This is a genomic window from uncultured Streptomyces sp., from assembly GCF_947488945.1.
Classification (GTDB): Bacteria; Actinomycetota; Actinomycetes; order Streptomycetales; family Streptomycetaceae; genus Streptomyces.
This window is the reverse complement of record NZ_CANLBS010000008.1, coordinates 71,549-87,241: the sequence shown is the minus strand read 5'-3', so window position 1 is coordinate 87,241 and position 15,693 is coordinate 71,549. Positions and strand designations below refer to the sequence as shown.

At 73.8% G+C, this 15,693-nt stretch carries 14 protein-coding genes and 1 pseudogene; 5 read left to right on the top strand and 10 right to left on the bottom strand.

Annotation, left to right across the window (positions count from 1 at the left end):
• Window positions 1-48: 48 nt before the first annotated feature.
• The 5 genes from Q0994_RS14915 to Q0994_RS14895 form a co-directional block, all read right to left on the bottom strand.
• Window positions 49-1,245: an ABC transporter substrate-binding protein gene (locus Q0994_RS14915; RefSeq protein ID WP_299534339.1), complete on the bottom strand. Its 1,197-nt coding sequence runs from the start codon at window positions 1,243-1,245 to the stop codon at window positions 49-51.
• Complete coding sequence (locus Q0994_RS14910) at window positions 1,242-2,162, bottom strand: hypothetical protein (protein ID WP_299534337.1); 921 nt, start codon at window positions 2,160-2,162, stop codon at window positions 1,242-1,244. Before Q0994_RS14910 ends, Q0994_RS14915 begins: the two co-directional genes overlap by 4 nt.
• On the bottom strand, window positions 2,159-3,595 hold the full coding sequence (locus tag Q0994_RS14905; protein WP_299534335.1) for a VWA domain-containing protein: 1,437 nt from the start codon (window positions 3,593-3,595) through the stop codon (window positions 2,159-2,161). The genes Q0994_RS14910 and Q0994_RS14905 overlap by 4 nt, the downstream gene beginning before the upstream one ends.
• A gap of 45 nt (window positions 3,596-3,640) precedes the next feature.
• Entirely contained in the window at window positions 3,641-5,848 is a 2,208-nt protein-coding gene (locus tag Q0994_RS14900) for a tetratricopeptide repeat protein (RefSeq protein WP_299534332.1), read from the bottom strand.
• Between the two features lie 188 nt (window positions 5,849-6,036).
• A complete protein-coding gene (locus Q0994_RS14895; RefSeq protein ID WP_299534330.1) occupies window positions 6,037-7,809 on the bottom strand; it encodes a serine protease in 1,773 nt (590 codons plus the stop codon).
• A 77-nt stretch (window positions 7,810-7,886) separates the two neighbouring features.
• On the opposite strand from Q0994_RS14895, the gene Q0994_RS14890 reads away from it, so the two are divergent.
• The 4 genes from Q0994_RS14890 (at window position 7,887) to Q0994_RS14875 (ending at window position 10,677) form a co-directional block, all read left to right on the top strand.
• On the top strand, window positions 7,887-8,240 hold the full coding sequence (locus tag Q0994_RS14890; protein ID WP_299534327.1) for a trypco2 family protein: 354 nt from the start codon (window positions 7,887-7,889) through the stop codon (window positions 8,238-8,240).
• Between the two features lie 162 nt (window positions 8,241-8,402).
• Complete coding sequence (locus tag Q0994_RS14885; RefSeq protein WP_299534325.1) at window positions 8,403-9,191, top strand: DeoR/GlpR family DNA-binding transcription regulator; 789 nt, start codon at window positions 8,403-8,405, stop codon at window positions 9,189-9,191.
• Between the two features lie 203 nt (window positions 9,192-9,394).
• On the top strand, window positions 9,395-10,072 hold the full coding sequence (locus Q0994_RS14880; RefSeq protein WP_299534323.1) for an NUDIX domain-containing protein: 678 nt from the start codon (window positions 9,395-9,397) through the stop codon (window positions 10,070-10,072).
• A 155-nt stretch (window positions 10,073-10,227) separates the two neighbouring features.
• On the top strand, window positions 10,228-10,677 hold the full coding sequence (locus Q0994_RS14875; protein ID WP_299534321.1) for a nitroreductase family deazaflavin-dependent oxidoreductase: 450 nt from the start codon (window positions 10,228-10,230) through the stop codon (window positions 10,675-10,677).
• Window positions 10,678-11,020: 343 nt separating this feature from the next.
• Here the strand turns inward: Q0994_RS14875 and Q0994_RS14870 are convergent, their stop codons facing one another.
• From Q0994_RS14870 to Q0994_RS14860, 3 genes and pseudogenes are all read right to left on the bottom strand, one after another.
• The gene (locus Q0994_RS14870; protein ID WP_363325554.1) at window positions 11,021-12,331 is read right to left on the bottom strand and encodes an acyltransferase; all 1,311 of its coding nucleotides are present in this window, start codon (window positions 12,329-12,331) and stop codon (window positions 11,021-11,023) included.
• Window positions 12,331-12,777 (bottom strand): annotated as a pseudogene (locus Q0994_RS14865) (bi-functional transferase/deacetylase); the annotation flags it as partial. The gene Q0994_RS14870 and the pseudogene Q0994_RS14865, both read right to left, overlap by 1 nt.
• Window positions 12,778-12,873: 96 nt before the next feature.
• Entirely contained in the window at window positions 12,874-13,440 is a 567-nt protein-coding gene (locus tag Q0994_RS14860; protein ID WP_299534319.1) for an NADPH-dependent FMN reductase, read from the bottom strand.
• A gap of 136 nt (window positions 13,441-13,576) precedes the next feature.
• Between Q0994_RS14860 and Q0994_RS14855 the strand changes: the two genes are divergently transcribed.
• On the top strand, window positions 13,577-14,218 hold the full coding sequence (locus Q0994_RS14855) for a TetR/AcrR family transcriptional regulator (protein WP_299534317.1): 642 nt from the start codon (window positions 13,577-13,579) through the stop codon (window positions 14,216-14,218).
• Window positions 14,219-14,362: 144 nt separating this feature from the next.
• On the opposite strand, the gene Q0994_RS14850 is transcribed toward Q0994_RS14855, so the two are convergent.
• Window positions 14,363-15,385: an aromatic ring-hydroxylating dioxygenase subunit alpha gene (locus tag Q0994_RS14850; protein ID WP_299534843.1), complete on the bottom strand. Its 1,023-nt coding sequence runs from the start codon at window positions 15,383-15,385 to the stop codon at window positions 14,363-14,365.
• Window positions 15,386-15,390: 5 nt separating this feature from the next.
• Window positions 15,391-15,660, bottom strand: coding sequence for a recombinase-like helix-turn-helix domain-containing protein (locus Q0994_RS14845; protein WP_299534315.1), 270 nt, complete (start codon window positions 15,658-15,660; stop codon window positions 15,391-15,393).
• Window positions 15,661-15,693 lie beyond the last annotated feature (33 nt).

Genomic DNA, 15,693 nt, shown 5'->3' with positions numbered 1-15,693 from the left:
CGCCGCCGACGCCCCGTCACCCGCCCGGAACGGACGGCCGGCGTCCGCTCAGCCGGACCCGCACACCGGCAGGTCCTGCCGCACCCGCAGCGAGTCCAGTTCCCTCAGCAGGTCGCCGAGTTCGTCCGGCGCGACCAGGTGACGCAGGACCGCCTGCTGGAAGGCGTCCCGTGTGGTGCGGGGCATGGCGTCGGACGCGTCCCAGCAGCGGACCCGGCCGGACCCGCGCAGGATCTCGCCGATCTTCCCTCCGGTCGCGTCCTGCCCGCCCGGCTCGGCCGCCCTGTTCGCCGTGTACTCCGGCAACTCGGTCCCGGGGTCCGCCAGGTAGCGGATCAGCTGTTCGGCCTCCGGGGTCCGGTGGTACACGGCGGCGAGGTCGCCGGAGACCTCCCAGGCGCCGGCGTTCGGCCCCGCGCCGGGAACGACGTCGGAGAAGTGGACGAAACCGCCTTCCCCCGCCCAGCGTCCGGCGCGGAAGGAGCCCTGGTGCTCCAGCCGACCGGGCGCGCAGGCGTCGGCGAAACCGGTGGTCAGCGCCTCCTCGGCGGGCCGGCCGCCGCCCGCGGCCACCATGTCCGCCCAGGTGGACCACGCCTTGGCCACCGCTTTGTCGGTCCACGCCAGCTTGCCGTTGGCCCAGTCCTCGTACACCCGTGGGCCGGCCTGCTGGAGCAGGATGTCCTCGACCCAGTCGGTGCCGGGCCAGCCGGAGGTGGCACCGGACTCCATGCCGAGGCACCACCGTCCGGGCGCGACCGACTCGGTCGGCGCCGTTCGTCCGCCGTACCAGACCATGCTCTTCAGCCCCGTCTTGACGGGCAGCCAATAGGTGTGGGCCTCCTCGCCCGGCACGGTGATCTCGGGGGCCCAGAACCGGTCGTACTGCTCCGTGTCGAACAGCTGGTCGAGCGGATGCAGTCGACCGTCCATGGCGTGGGCGAGCAGCTCTCCCGGTCCGGGGAGCACCGCCACGTCGGGCGGGCTGCCGGCCGCCATGTCGGCGGCGAGCACCTGGCTGAGCGCCGAGCTGCCCTGGTAGACCACGTCGATCCGGTACTTCGCCTCGAACGGCTCGATGACGTGTTCCTCGAACTGAGCCCGCTCCTCGCCGCTCCAGCTGGCCAGCAGGGTGACGGAACCCTGCGTGCCGCGCATCCACCGCACCCCGCCGTACACCCCGGCGGCGAGCAGGACCAGGCAGACGCAGAGAACGCCGAGCGTACGGGGCCGGGGGGCCCTCACCGCGGCACCCGGAACCGGTACTCGGCGATCCGCGGCCACAGCCCCCACACCGTCAGAACCACGACCACAGCCCCTCCCAGCACGATCCAGTCGGACAACGACGCCCAGAACCAGGCGTTTTCGAGGATTCCCGCCACCTCGTCCGCGACGTCGGGAACCCTTTGAGCGGCAACGGGGTCCCGCACCCGGGAAAGGGCGTCCGCCATGGCCGCGTGCGCGGTGGCCGTGCGGACGGCCAGCGCGGGCACACCGATCGCGCCCAGCGCGGCGGCCGCGGACAGGGGAAACCGCACGGGTTCCCGGAAACGCCGCCGCAGGAAGCGCTGTGTCTCCAGCAGTGCGGCACACCACGACACCCACAGAGCCGCGACCGCGCCCCAGCCCGCCCACGACTGCCACGGAAAGGCGGCCTGCCGTCGGGCCTCCGCCACTTGGCCGGCCCGCAGGTCGGCGAGACGGCTCATGATGTCGCCGTCGGCGCCGGGGCCGAGGACCTGGTCCGCGTAATGGAGATACGCCGCTCGCAACGGCGAACCGGCCGGCTCGCGGCCCATGCGGTCCAGCCAGACCGAGTAGACCGCGATCAGGCCGGTGACCGTCTGGAGGTCGTGGCGGCCCTCGACGCCGGTCACGTTCTCGGACGCCGCGAGCGCGAGGCTCTGCTGGGCGACCGAGATCCGCGTGTGGAACTCGCCGCTGATGTCGCCGCCGCCACCGCTCTCGACGACGCGGTGGGCGCCGTCCAGGGCGCCGCGGGCGGTGTCGACGGCGAGGATGCCGGGAGCGGTCGCGTCGTTGAGCGGCACCGCGTCGTCGTGGACCCCCCGGTAGGACAGGAACAGCGCGAGCGTGGTGGCGATCGCGAGGGCCAGCAGCCTCCTGAGCCTCAGGGCGAGGTCCCGGCCGGTGGTGCTCACCTCCGCTCCTCGAAACGGTGGCCGCAGGCCGGACAGAACCGGGCGGCTGCCGGCGACGCGCCGGAGCAGCGCGGGCAGCGCGTCGTGGCCCTGTCCGGGGCCGGCCCGGCGCCCGGCGCGGTGCCCGACGACGGGCCGTAGGTGCTGTGGCTGCTCACCGTGATCAGCCGCTCGAAGTCGACGGCTGCCGCCTCGGGGCGCAGGACCACCCGGCCGGCCCGGGCGTCCTCGACCCGCACCAACCGGGCCAGCCGGTCCAGGTGTTCGGCGGCGCCCACGGCATGGGCCAGCTGGACCGCCCGGCCGAGATGCCGCTCCGCCTCGTCGCGCAGACCCTGGCGGTGGGCGTCGGTGGCGGCGGCCACGGCTTCGCCGAGGCGTTGGTGCTGCCCGAAGTGCTCGACCTGGGCGTCGGTGTGCTGGGACAGGGCGGGGTTCTCCGTCCAGTGCACCAGACACGGTTGCGGCGCGGGCAGCCGCGCCCCGGTCCCCGGAGCGTCGACGGCGACCACCGCGAGCTGCAGATCCTCCCCGCGTGGGCGGCCCTCGGGGTCGGCCGACAGGCAGAGTTGGTAACGGCGGGTCTCGTCGCCCCAGGCCCGGGTGACGAAATTCGTGCCGTCCTCCCCGGTCAGCTCGGCCTCGTGCGGAAAGACCTGCTTCAGGTAGCGCACGGAACACCCGGGCATCGTCGTCACGGAGATCCTGAGTTCCGGAACACTCTTGGCGACCAGACCGTCCATCAGCTTCTCGTAGGCGGCGGGCAGGTCCTGTTCCTCGCGCACGGCGTCGGCACTGCCGTGCAGGCGCGTGGCGATGCCCACCAGTTCACGGCCGTCCCAGCCGTCTCCGATGCCCCACGCGTCACAGACGAAGCGGCCGTCACAGGCATCCAGGACCGGCCCGAGCGGCATCTGATCGTCGTGCTGGTTCTTGCCGTCGGTGAGGAGCAGCACGTGCCCGATGGGCGCGTGCTGTGCCGCCAGCAGCCGGCGGCACAGATCCAGCCAGGCTCCGATGCACGTACCGCCGCCGGCGACCAGATCGTGCACGGCACGCGCCGCCCGCGCCCGCGTGCCGGGGGAGGCCCGCACCATGCCCGGCGCGTCCGGGTACACCATGGAGGCCCGGTGGTCACCGCGCACGACCGCGAACGGGGTGCCGTCGGGCAGCTTGCGGATCGCCGCGAGCGCCGCCTGCTGGGCGGCGTGCAGCTTCTCCACCGGCCAGCTCATCGAACTGGAGCAGTCGACGGCGAGGACCTGCGCGAGGACCGGTCCGTCCGGACCGCCGGCGCTCCCGGCTCCGTCCACCCGCACGCTGAGGACGCAGTGCATCCGCGGGTCCCCGGACTCGTCCGAGAGGTACTTCCACTGGCTGATCTCCAGCCCCACGGTCATCCGCCCGCCCGTCCGGGGCGATCCTGTGTCCACGCCGTCCCCACCCCTCGTCGTTCCGCAGTCCCGCGTCGCCGTCGATCACGCAGTCCGCCGCCACCTCCGCACGCGTTCCCGGGGGCCGGGTGGCCGCGGCAGCACCGAGTACGCCCGGTCCAGGAGGTCGCCGCGCTCACCGACGCTGCGCGTCTGACCTGCCAGGCGCTTCAACGACCGGTGCAACAGTCCGCGCAGCGCCTCCTCGGTGTCCTGCGGCCCGAACAACTCGCCGGCGGGAAACCCGCCGCCCCAGCCCCCGGCCGGCCGGCCGACGAGGGCGTGCTCCCGCAGTTCCGCGACCAGGCGGTCCCGGGCGGCGCCGTCCCCCAGGCGCAGCCCGGCCAGCCGTTCGCCGGCCTCGACCAGGTCGGCGGCGGTCGGCCGGGAGCCGCCCGGCGGCCACCAGGCCAGCACCCGCACCGCCGCGATCCGGGCCGCGTCGAAGTGCCGGGCCGTGGTCGGGACCTCGTCCAGGACCGCCACGGCCGCCCGGCGGCCGTCCCGGCGCAGCCGGACCCGGGCCAGACCGAACGCGGCGCTGCCCTGGGCGGGGTCCCGCCGCCCGACGGCCTCGTAGTACTGCTCGGCCGACTGCTCGCGGGCCCGCGCCCGGTCGGCCGGGTCGTGTCGGGGACTCCGGTGCCCGCGCGTCGGCGCCGGGTCCGTCGGCCGGGACCGTTCGGGCGGTGCGCGCAGATGCTCGGCCAGGTATTCGGCGCAGTACCCGAGCGCCAGTTTCGGCGCGGTCTCTCCGGGCAGCGCGGCGTAGGCGGCGGCGAACTCGTCCTCCGCCTCGCCGACCGCTCCGCGGGTCAGGTGCACCAGCCCCCGGTGCCAGAAGATCCGCCAGTCGTGGGTGCCGCTCCACTGCTCGGCCCGGCCCGTCCACACCTCGGCACGCTCCGCGTCCCCGGCGTTCACGTAGGCGCGGCACAGCCACAGAGCGCTTTCCACGGTCCGCAGCGCGGGGTCGCCCTGCGCCTGCTCCGCGACACGGTCGGGTGTGCCCGCGGCGAGTTGGCCGAGCAGCACCGCCGCAGGGTCCGAGGGATCGGGGCGGGGTACCGGCAGTGCCCGTGCCGTCTCCCGGGGGTCGGGGGCCCCGGCCGGCAGGGCCGGCTCCCCGCCGTGGGCGTGCTCCGTCCAGCGCGTCAGCGCCGGGACGGTGCCGAGGCCGTCGCCGAAGACGGCTGCCGTCGCCGAGAACCGGGTGGACCGCTCCGGATAGGGCTCGTGTCCGCCCAGTGCCTGGTGTTCGCGCAGCACCTCCCACAACTGACGGGACATCTCCGCCGCGGAACGGAAGCGGGCGGCGGGCTCGGCATGGGTGGCCCGGCGGATCAGCTCGTCGAAGGAACGCGCGGCGAGACCCACCGGCGGGGCCGCCCGTTCGGCCAGTACCTTCAGGGTCCGGCCCACGGTGAACAGGTCGCTGTCGACGGCGAGTCCGCGTTCCTCCCGCTCCTTCTTCGGCGGGGCGTAGCCGTGGGTGAAGACGATCCCGGAGGAACGGTCGTCGGTACGCCGGATCGCGCCCAGGTCGATGACCTTGATCTCGCGCCCGTAGTGGATGACGTTCTCGGGCTTCATGTCGCAGTAGAGGAGACCCTGGTCGTGCAGGTACTCCAACGCGCCCAGGATCTTGCAGCCGTAGGTGATGACGTGCCCGAACTCGAGGCCGCCGGGGCCGAAGAGCCGGGCCAGCGCCTCCCGCGGGGCGGAACCGATCCAGGCCAGGGAGCGCCCGCCGACGTACTCCATGACGATGTAGCCGGTCGGGTCGGCTTCGCCCGGCGCCCGGTGCTGGACGTGGGTGACGATGCGGACGATGTCACGGTGGTGGAGCGTCGTCAGCGAACGGCGTTCCTCGACGGCGGCACGCCGGGCCACCGCGTCCCCGGTGTTGATCAGGCCCTTGAGGACCACCTGCAGGCCGGGCACGCGGGTGTCCTCGGCGAGGTAGACCCAGCCGTGGCCACCGACCGTCAGGTACCCGAGCACTTCGTAGTGGTCGCCCACCCGGTCGCCCGGACGGAGTTTCGGCAGGAACGAGTAAGAGGTTCCGCACTCGGGGCAGAACCCGTGGTCGGGCGAGGGCGACCCGTCGTACGAGACGCCGATGGTGCCGGCGCAGTTGTCGACACCGCAGCGCCGGCCGCCGCTGGGGGGACGGGCGCTGGTGCTCGCCGCCTCGGAGGGCGCGGGTGCGGGCAGGTGGGGGAGGACGAGGAGACCGTCGCGGTCCAGCACGCCGGTCGTGGGCGGCGCGGGAGCGGACGAGGGAGAGGGTCGTGCCGGACCGGAGTGGTCCGGGGGTGCCGCCGCGGGACGCGGTGGCACCGCCTCCGGGGCCGCGGGACGTCGGAAACAACGGTCGCAGAAACCCGTGACCATGATCCGGCCGCCCCGGCAGCCGGATCTGACGCAGGGCGCACCGCTCATGCCGACGGCCCCCCGTGCGTCCGCCGGTGCGCCGCGGGGCCGGCGGGCGTCCCGTCGCCCGCGCCCCGGTCGCCCGCGTCGCCGTCGCTCGTGCCCCCCGCGGCGCCGATGCCGTCGACGCGGCGGGTGAACGCCTCCACCGCCGCCTGTGCCACGCGCACGTCGCAGGGGGTCGCACGGAGCAGGGCGTGCGCCCTGAGGTACAGGTCGTCGACCGCCCGGTCCTCCGCTCCGAGGGTGGAGCGCTGGTACAGGACGTGGTACCCGCGCAACCGGCCGGCGAGTTCGTCCCTGCGCTCGCGCAGCCGCCCGAGCCGGGCGAGGCTCCTCGTCAGCCGGGCCGCGACCCGGTCGGCAAGCCGTTCGTAGCGGGAGAGGTCCTGACCGAGGGGCGGGTCCGGGGCGTGTAGGCGCAGCAGGTCGGCGAGCGCGGCGTGCGCGGCCACCAGATCCGGGCCGGGAGGCCGGACGCCGTCCGGCACGACGGTCGTCAGATGCTCGTGCAGGCTCGCGGCGAGGGGACCGGTGATCTCTTGCAACCGTGCGACGAGCACGGCACGGCGTTGCCGCGCCGGCCGGATCAGCAGGTCCTGCCGCGCCCGCCGGTAGTGCTCCCCGTCCGTGCGGAAGACCAGCAGCAGACGGCTGCCCCCGGCCCGCAGCGCCTCCAGCACGTCCAGCAGCGCGGGCGGGTCGAGTGCTTCGTCCACCCCCACGACGACCAGCGTGAGGGTGACCTTCGCCGCCCGGATGCGGTCCACCGCGGACTCCCCGGTGTGCTGCCACAACCCCATGCGTTCGGCGATCCGCTCGGCCGTCTCGGCGGATGCGAGGCCCCCGGCGTGCAGGGCGAGATCGTGGCCCCCCGCCGACGGGACCGTCTCGGGCGGGTCCAGCGAGGTGCGGCTGAGCGAGGCCGCGGTGCGCAGTTCCCGGTCCGCCAGGGTGATGGCACGGCGCAGCGTGGCGGCGCGGGGGCCGTCGTGACCGACCACGCTGATCTTCAACGGGGTGCCGTCGTCCTGCAGCCAGGAGGCGAGACGCTGGGCGAACCGCTCGTCGAGCATGTCCTTCGCGGCATCGTCGTCGGTGGGGAGCAACCGTGCGTCGACGGCCGTGCGCCCCTGCGTGTAGACCTCGACCTGGGGGAGGTGGCGCACGATGGTCTCGGCGGGCGTCATGTAGGAGAAGAGGTTGCCGTGTTGGTCCCGCTGACCGCTGAGTACCATCCCGACGACCCGGTGGGTCAGGCTGTCGGCGACTCCCGCGCCGCTGCATCCGGGGCTGGCGAGCTCACCGGGACTGGCCGGGCTCATCTGCACCTGGCCGTCCCGCCCGCAGCCGCCCACCAGGGTTGCGCGGAACCAGATCCCGCCGTTGTGGTCGAGCGGAAAGCCGTACATCCGTACGTGCCGGTCGGGCGCGGACAACCGGTGGAGCCGCGCGGCCTCGGAGGCCGGGCGGGGGGTGTCGAGCCGCAGCAGCGCGACGTCCCCGCGAGGATCGAGGTCCGCGTCCAGCGTCTCCGGGACATAGGCGTCCCCGTCCACGCGGGCGGGCACCGAGGGCACGCCGTGACCGGGCGCGCCGACGAACTCCGCGGTGATCCGGGCTCCCGCTCCGTCCACCACGTGGGCGCAGGTGAGCACGTGGTCGGGGCCCAGCAGGATGCCGGCTCCCACGATCTCGCCGTCCGCCCCTCGGAGCCGCACCGCCCAGCTCGGCGTCTCCATCGGAGGAACGGCCACGACGCCCCCGTCCGCAGCCATGCTGGTGACTATACGGGCGTCCGGAGCTGTCGCATACTGATGCGTCAGGTAATCAACAGGGCTTGTGTGGAGGCGAATTGACGAACGAACCTGGTTTCGTCGGGCTGGCCGAGGTGATCCGCCAGATCAGGGGCGAACTGGAGGAGGCCCGTGGTCACGCCGTGGGTCACTCCGTCGGTTTCGCCGTGGAGGACGTGAATCTGACCTTCACCGTGCAGGTCCACCGCTCCGGAACCGGCCGCGGGGGCGTCCGGATCGGCGTGGTGACGGCGGAACTCGGCGCCACGGTCGACCGACAGACGACACATCAGGTGCAGGTGTCGTTGAAGCCGGAACTCGCCGGCGGCGAGCGGCTGAAGGTGGGCCGGAACCAGGTACCCCCGGCCGGGTCCGCGGGAGCCGCCGCCGGGGCCGCGCCGATCGCACCCTGAGGGACGGGCGTCCGACGGCGCGTGGGGAGGGGGCCACCGAACGGTGGCCCCCTCCCCGTGCGTGCGGCCGGCCACGGGTCTGACCCGCCCGCCCGCGCACACCCCCGCACACCCCCGCACACCAAAATGTTCATTCGAACATATCTGTGTGAGAATGGGGTCATGGGTGTTGCCGATCGTCTCGACCTGACCCTGCGACTCGTGCAGGGTTCCGCCGACCGGACGTCCGTGTCCGATCTCGCGCGCCGTCTGTCCGTCTCGGAGATGACCGTGCGCCGTGACCTGGACGCGCTGGAGCGGCAGGGCCTGGTCCGCCGGGTCCACGGTGGCGCCGTGGCCACCCGCACCCGGGCGGAGGAGGCCGGATTCTCCGCGCGGGACGCGTGGCAGACCGCCACCAAGGACCGGCTCGGGGCCGCGGTGGCGGCGCTCGTGGAACCGGGCTCACGGGTGCTGCTCGACGCCGGTACCACGACCGTCCACGTGGCGGAACACCTGGCGGCGCGCGCCCCGCTGACCGTCGCCGTACTGAGCCTCCAGGCCGCGGTACGGCTGGCCGACCTGCCCGGCGTCGAACTCCTCGTGGTCGGCGGCCGGTCCCGCGCGGGCGAACGCTCCCTCGTCGGGCCGCTCGCCCTGCGCACCCTGGAATCCCTGGCCTTCGACACGTTCGTCATGTCGATCGGGGGCGTGCACGCCGAGCACGGCTGGTCCGAGTTCTCCCTGGAGGACGCGGCCGTCAAACAGGCCGGGCTCGCCCAGGCGGACCGCACGGTCGTGGTGGCCGACGCGACCAAGCTGGGCGTACGCGCCTTCAGCCAGGTCGCCCCGCTCCGGGCGGCCGACCACTTCGTCACCGACCGGGCCGCGACCGACGCCGCGGCCCACCCGAGCGGCCCGAGCACCCTCGACGCCCTGCGCGAGGCGGGCGTCGAGGTCACGACGGCCTGACCCCCCGCCGGGCGCCCCCGCCCCGGCCGCTGCCCGCACCCACCCGCCCCACTCCGGCCTCCCGGCCCCTCCCGGCCCCGTGTCCAGCACCGTTGGAGATTTCCCCGTATGAGAATCACCGCCCCACGCCCCCCGGCGGCTCCTGCCGCTCCCGCGCACCGCTCGTACGCCGGCGAGGCCCCCGCCGCCCGGAAGGACGCCCGATGACCGCCGGCCTCGACACCCCCGACCGCCGGGGACGCACCGGGCTCGACCAGCACGGCCGGGACCTGACCGGCAACCCCGACATCCGCATCCGCGACGTCGAACTGCTCTCCAGCGACTGGTACGTGCTGCGCCGGACCACCTTCGACCAGCGCCACGCCGACGGCCGGTGGACCACCGAGCAACGCGAGACCTACGACCGGGGCGACGGCGCGACGATCCTGCTCTACGACGCGGGGCGCGGAACCGTCCTGCTGACGCGGCAGTTCCGGCTGCCCGCCTACGTCAACGGGCACCCCGACGGGATGCTGCTGGAGACCGCGGCGGGGCTGCTCGACGGCGACGCACCCGACCGGGCGATCCGCCGCGAGGCGGCCGAGGAGACCGGCCACGAGGTCGGTGAGCCCGAGCACCTCTTCGACCTGTACATGAGCCCCGGTTCGGTCACCGAGCGCGTGCACTTCTTCGCCGCCCCCTACGACGGCTCGGCCCCCGGCACCGAGGGCCCGCACGGCGTGGCCGCCGAAGGCGAGGACATCACCACCCTGGAACTGGCCTTCCCCCGGGCCCTCGACCTGATCCGCACCGGCGGGATCACCGACGCCAAGACCGTCCTTCTGCTCCAGTGGGCCGCTCTGCACGGCCCGTTCGGGGGCGGGGGCGGCAGCGAGGGCTGAAGGTGCGGGGCCCGCCGGTCGCGTGACCCTCGCCGCTGCCGCGCCGACCCCGCCCCCGGACCCCTGCCCGCCGCGTCCGGACGGGCATGATGGGAGTCTCGGCGCACCCCGGACAGGCCGGGTGCGACCGTTCGAACGACGACGGGACGAACAGCATGCCTCTGCACGGCGAGTACGAACCGAGCACCAGCGAGTGGGTCCGCGAACAGGTCGCGGAGTACGAGGGCTCCGGCGGAACGGCGGGGACGACGATGCGGGGGATGCCCGTCGTCGTGCTCACCACGCTCGGCAGCCGCAGCGGGAAGATCCGCAAGTCCCCGCTGATGCGGGTCGAGCACGGGGGCAAGTACGCCGTCGTCGCCTCGCTGGGAGGGGCCCCGAAGAACCCGGTCTGGTACTACAACGTCGTCGCCGACCCGCGGGTGGAACTGCAGGACGGCCCGGTGCGGCAGGACATGATCGCCCGTGAGGTCACCGGCGAGGAGAAGGCCGTGTGGTGGGAGAGGGCGGTCGAGGCGTTCCCGGACTACGCCGACTACCAGGAGAAGACCGACCGCGAGATCCCGGTCTTCGTCCTGGAACCGGCACCCGCGCCCCACGAGTAGCGCCCCTCCGGCCCGGCGCACGCGGCCGTCGTCCGCGTCCCGACCACGAGCAGCGCGCAACCCGAGGACGCACAGCCCTGCACCCCCGGCCCTCACGGGCCGGGGCGGCCGGTCCCGGCCCGCCCCCGGCCGGCGCAGAGAGTGAGGAACCCGGTCATCGCGGCCGGCGCGTCCTCCGCGCGGCCGGTGCCGTGACGGGAGGGCTCGCGGCCCGGGGTGGCCGCAGCGGGCCCGGATGCACGGCCGGGCTGCCACCACCACGTCACCCCGTCCCGGGCGCCCCTGCCTTCCGCACCCCTTCTCCGCGAAGTCCGGGGCGGGGCCGGACTTCGCGGGCGCGCCGTCACGGAAGCAGCCGCGGCGAGCGTTTCGCCGCCACGTCCTCGACCCAGCCGAGCGCCAGCACCGCCGCGGCGATCAGCACCCAGGCCACGCCGAACATCAGCCAGGTGCTCTCCAGCGGCAGGTGCGCCTCGGCCCACGGGAACCGCCACAGCAGGTCGATGGCCGCGACGCTCAGCATCAGCGCGATCTCGTGCCAGAGATAGATCGTCACCGCGCGGGCGTTGAACACCGCGACCACCCGGTCGGCCGCCGGACGCTTCGCCAGGCCCTGGCAGTCCAGCCGGAACCGCAGCAGGAGCAGGACGAATCCGGCCGAGAACAGGGCCTGGGCCAGGGGGATGTCGTCGAGGTCGTACGAACCCTCGGAGCGGTGGTGGAACGCCCACCAGAGGCCGGCGGCCATCAGCGGCACACCGGCCGCCGCGACGGCCGCCGGGCGCAGCCGGGCGAGGACGCCCTCGCGGTGGGCGAAGCCCAGCAGCCAGCAGAACAGGAAGATCGACAGGTCGGTGAGCGTGGTGCCCAGCCGGCCCTCCGGCGCTTCCCACACCGTCTCCAGCAGGACGACCGGCACCAGGGACAGCGCGAGCACCACGAGCGGCGCCGACCGGAACAGCCTCAGGAGCAGCGGCGACAGCAGCACGAACCACAGGTAGGTGCGCAGGTACCAGAGCACCGCCCACGCCTGCTCGCCCCACTCGTTGCCCGGAGGGTCCCCGACCGGCAGCACCCAGTACAGGACGTCGATCCCCGGCACCCAGCCGTGCAGGAGCATCGCGGCGCCCAGCATCAGGCCGAACACCCAGACGGGGATCAGGAGCCGTCGCAGCCTGCTGCGGATCACGGTGAGCGCGGGCCGCTCCAACGAACGCGCCATCAGCGACCCGGCCAGCGCGAACATCACGCCCATGGACGGGAAGACCATGCTCAGCCATGGCCATTCGAAGGTGTGGTACGTGACGACGCGGACGAGCGCGACCGCCCGCAGGATGTCGAAGTAGCGGTCCCGCCCGCTGCCCCCCGGTGCGCGCGACGGGGGAGCGGGGGCCCGGTCGGAGGACGGCGGGCGGGCGAGGAGCAGCCCCATGGTGGGCACGTCCTGGCCCGAGCCGGCCAGCCCCCCGGAGCCGCCCGCCCCGCATCCGCCCGCACCGGCCCCGGACTCGCCCGAGGCGGCCGCGAACCCGCCCGCACCCGCCGCCGACCCGCCCGAGGCCGCCGTGAACCCGCCCGCACCGGCCGGGACGGCGTCCGTCCGTGCGGGCGGACGCCGTCCGGGATCCGCCGCCTTGCGGTGGGCACCTGCCATCAACGCACCTCCGTACCAGGAATCTGCGCGCCGACCTCGCCGGTGCGCTTGAGTTTCTGCCGGCGCAGCCGCCCGCCGGTCGCGGCGGTCACACACGAAGGGATCAGCACGAGAGGCATCAGCTGCCGGTGGGCGAGCTGGTGCGACGGCAGCATGAGCAGATACCGGTACTTCTCAGCGTCGAGCCGGAACGCGCGGGCCGCGCAGACGAGCTGAACCGCCGGCACGGCCAACCAGGCCGACAGCGACGCCTTGAAGTCCAGGAACAGCATGGCGTATGCAGTGAAAACGTCGATCATCGGGGCGAACAAGGGCGTGAAGAATCTGGAAGGCACCACCAGGGGCATGCCGGCCCGGCCGAACCTGCCCGACGGGCCCCGGTCCGTGACGGAGCGCCGGTGCTTCCACGGGGCCCGCATCGTCCCGTAACTCCACTTGTATCGCCGGAGCCGGCAGAACGACGGAACGCCGCCCCCCGCGGTGCGGGGAACGGCGTCCGGTCTGCTGCGTGGGGCGTGTGCCCGATGGGCGGGCTCCTGCGCTCAGACGGCCTGCGGCTCCGCGGCGACGGCCGCGGCGAGCTGCGAGACGATCGCGGTGATCTGCTGGGCGACCTCCTCGTCGTCGACCGGGTGGGTCGAGGCGAAGCGGGTCAGCGAGCCGGCGATGGAGAGCTTGGCCTCGTCCAGCACGTTGCCGCCGGCGATGCCCGCGGCCTTGCGGGCCTCGTCCTGCGCCCACACGCCGCCGTACTGGCCGAAGGCGGTGCCGACCACGGCGACCGGCTTGCCGGTGAAGGAGCCGGCGCCGAAGGGACGGGAGTACCAGTCGATCGCGTTCTTCAGGACGGCCGGCATGGTGCCGTTGTACTCCGGCGAGAAGAGCAGGAAGGCGTCGGCGGTCGCGGCGGACTCGCGCAGGCGCGCGGCGATCTCCGGCACGTTGCCCTCGATGTCGACGTCCTCGTTGTAGAAGGGCAGGTCGCCGAGACCCTCCTGGATGTCCACCTCGACGCCCTCGGGCGCGAGCTTGGCCGCGGCCTCCGCGAGCTGGCGGTTGTGCGAGCCGGCGCGGAGGCTGCCGACGAGGGCGAGAATGCGAACGGACATGAGGGGACTCCTTGTGACGGCCGCCGGGGGCGCGGCGGCGCAAGAACGGAAGTAAGCGGACCGTGGTCCGGTAATGGGTATAACACGCCAAGCGGACCGAGGTCCACTTTCCCCGGACCGCTGTAATGTGGACGTCATGACCGCGCAGCCCGGGGCCCCCGACGCCCCCCTCTCCTCCGCGGTGCGGCTGCTGCCCCTGGCCGGTCATGAACCGCAGGAGCGCGCCGACGCCGCCCGCAACCGCGTCCGCCTGCTCGAAGCCGCCTCCCGGCTGGTGGCGGAGCGGGGCGCCGAGCACGTGACCATGGAAGCCGTGGCGGCTGCCGCCCAGGTGGGCAAGGGAACCGTCTTCCGGCGCTTCGGCGACCGGGTCGGGCTGATGATGGCGCTGCTCGACCACGCCGAGAGCGAGTTCCAGCAGGCGATGCTCTCCGGTCCGCCGCCGCTCGGCCCCGGCGCGCCCCCGGTGGAGCGCCTCGGAGCCTTCGGCGTGGGCACCGTCCGGCACCTGATGACGTACATGGACCTGTACGTCCAGGCGGACGGCTGTGCGACCCGCCGCTACACCACGCCCTCACGCATCGTCCGCGCCTCCCACGTCCTCACGCTGCTCCGCGAGGCCGGGGTGGACGGCGACCTGCTGCTGCTCACCCAGACACTCATGGCCTCGCTGGATCCGGCGCTGCTCAACTACCACCTCAACGTGGTCCACATGCCGCCGGAGCGCGTCGAGGCCGGCTGGCTCGACCTGGTCGCCCGCGTCGCCCACCGCTGCTGACCTGCGCCACGCGCCCGGACCCTGTCCGGCGGCGCACGGAGCCGGGCCGCCGCACTGCCGAAACCCCGGAAACACGCGGGGGCGGGGCCCGGTCCCGGACCCCGCCCCCGCGTCACCCCGCCCCGCGTCACCCCAGCCCGTCGGTCAGGCCGCTCCGCCCGCCGTGCTCTGCTGCTCGGCCGCGGCCCGGTACAGCCGCCGCAGCCGGACCACCCCCAGGTCGTGCTGGTACAGGTTCTCGTGCTGGTCGGCGTCGAACGGCATGGACTCCAGCATCACCCGGTCCTGCTCCAGCACCTCCCAGTGCCGCTTCTCGATCAGCGTCTTGTACAGGAAGCGCCAGGTGTCGCGCTGCCAGCCCTGCACCCGCCGGTAGCGCCAGAAGAAGACACCGGTGCGCCCCTCGTCCACCGGGCACGCCATGCCGACGATCCCGAACGCGCCGCCCGGACCGGCCGAAGGCGGGTACGGGATCGACAGGTCCACCCAGTCCACGCCGGTCCGGCACAGCTCCACCCAGTCGAAGTTGACGCCCCGCTGGTCCGTCTTCTCGAAGAAGTAGCCCCGTTCCGTCTCGCGGATACGGAACTTGGCCGTCGTGCCGCCCTCGAACATCGTGTGCGACTCGTGGTGCAGGAACGCCCCGTGCATCGGGTCGAGCAGATTCTCCATCGCGTACCGCCACGGCACGTTCCACTCCGCGTAGCAGAGGATCGCCTCGATGTCCGGATCGGTCAGCGGGTCCGGCAGGGCCAGTTCCACGGGCTCCGGGTGCCGCTCGTCGCCGAAGTACGCGAGGATCGCGCCGCCCACCTCGCGCACCGGCAGCGAGGTGACCAGCCGCTTGCCCTCCAGCGCGCAGCCGGGCAGGCCGGGCACCGAGACGACGGTGCCGTCCGTGGCCACCTCCACCCCGTGGTACCAGCACGCCACCCGGTCGCCCAGGTGCGCGCCGAGGGAGAGCGGCGCGCCCCGGTGCGGACAGCGGTCGGCGAGCATCGACAGCTCGCCGTCGGAGCGGCGGAACAGCAGCCACTGCTCGCCGAGCGCGGTCACCCTGCGCATCGCGCCGGGCGCGACGAAGTGCGAGGGGACCACGGCGTGCCACTGGTTGCGCAGACCGGTGGCGTAGATGTGCTCCGCCGGGGCGGACGTCGTCAGTGCCACGGTGGTCACGCCCCCAGTCGCTTCATCTCGGCGCGGAACGACTCCTCGGTCCACGGCTCCCCCTCGGGGGTGTGCACCTTGCGGGCGTTGAGGCCGCGCACCACGTCGGACAGCTCGTGCCCCTCCACGGTGAACACCTCCTCCAGCGTGGCGGCCAGCTTGTACGCGTAAGCCGTCGGCTCCTGCGTACGGGACTGGTGGACCTGGAGATACGGCCAGGTCCCGGTGGTGTGCGTCTCGGCGGTGCGCGTCTCGGTCGTGCGCGTCTGGGTCATGCGGTGTCCCTAAGGAGGTAGGCGGTCCGGAGA

Bases quoted from the DNA above. Each gene is read 5' to 3' on its own strand.
- Q0994_RS14895 (WP_299534330.1), bottom strand. From the start codon at position 7,809: ATGGCTGCGGACGGGGGCGTCGTGGCCGTTCCTCCGATGGAGACGCCG.
- Q0994_RS14885 (WP_299534325.1), top strand. From the start codon at position 8,403: ATGGGTGTTGCCGATCGTCTCGACCTGACCCTGCGACTCGTGCAGGGT.
- Q0994_RS14880 (WP_299534323.1), top strand. From the start codon at position 9,395: ATGACCGCCGGCCTCGACACCCCCGACCGCCGGGGACGCACCGGGCTC.
- Q0994_RS14875 (WP_299534321.1), top strand. From the start codon at position 10,228: ATGCCTCTGCACGGCGAGTACGAACCGAGCACCAGCGAGTGGGTCCGC.
- Q0994_RS14870 (WP_363325554.1), bottom strand. From the start codon at position 12,331: ATGGCAGGTGCCCACCGCAAGGCGGCGGATCCCGGACGGCGTCCGCCC.
- Q0994_RS14860 (WP_299534319.1), bottom strand. From the start codon at position 13,440: ATGTCCGTTCGCATTCTCGCCCTCGTCGGCAGCCTCCGCGCCGGCTCG.
- Q0994_RS14855 (WP_299534317.1), top strand. From the start codon at position 13,577: ATGACCGCGCAGCCCGGGGCCCCCGACGCCCCCCTCTCCTCCGCGGTG.
- Q0994_RS14845 (WP_299534315.1), bottom strand. From the start codon at position 15,660: ATGACCCAGACGCGCACGACCGAGACGCGCACCGCCGAGACGCACACC.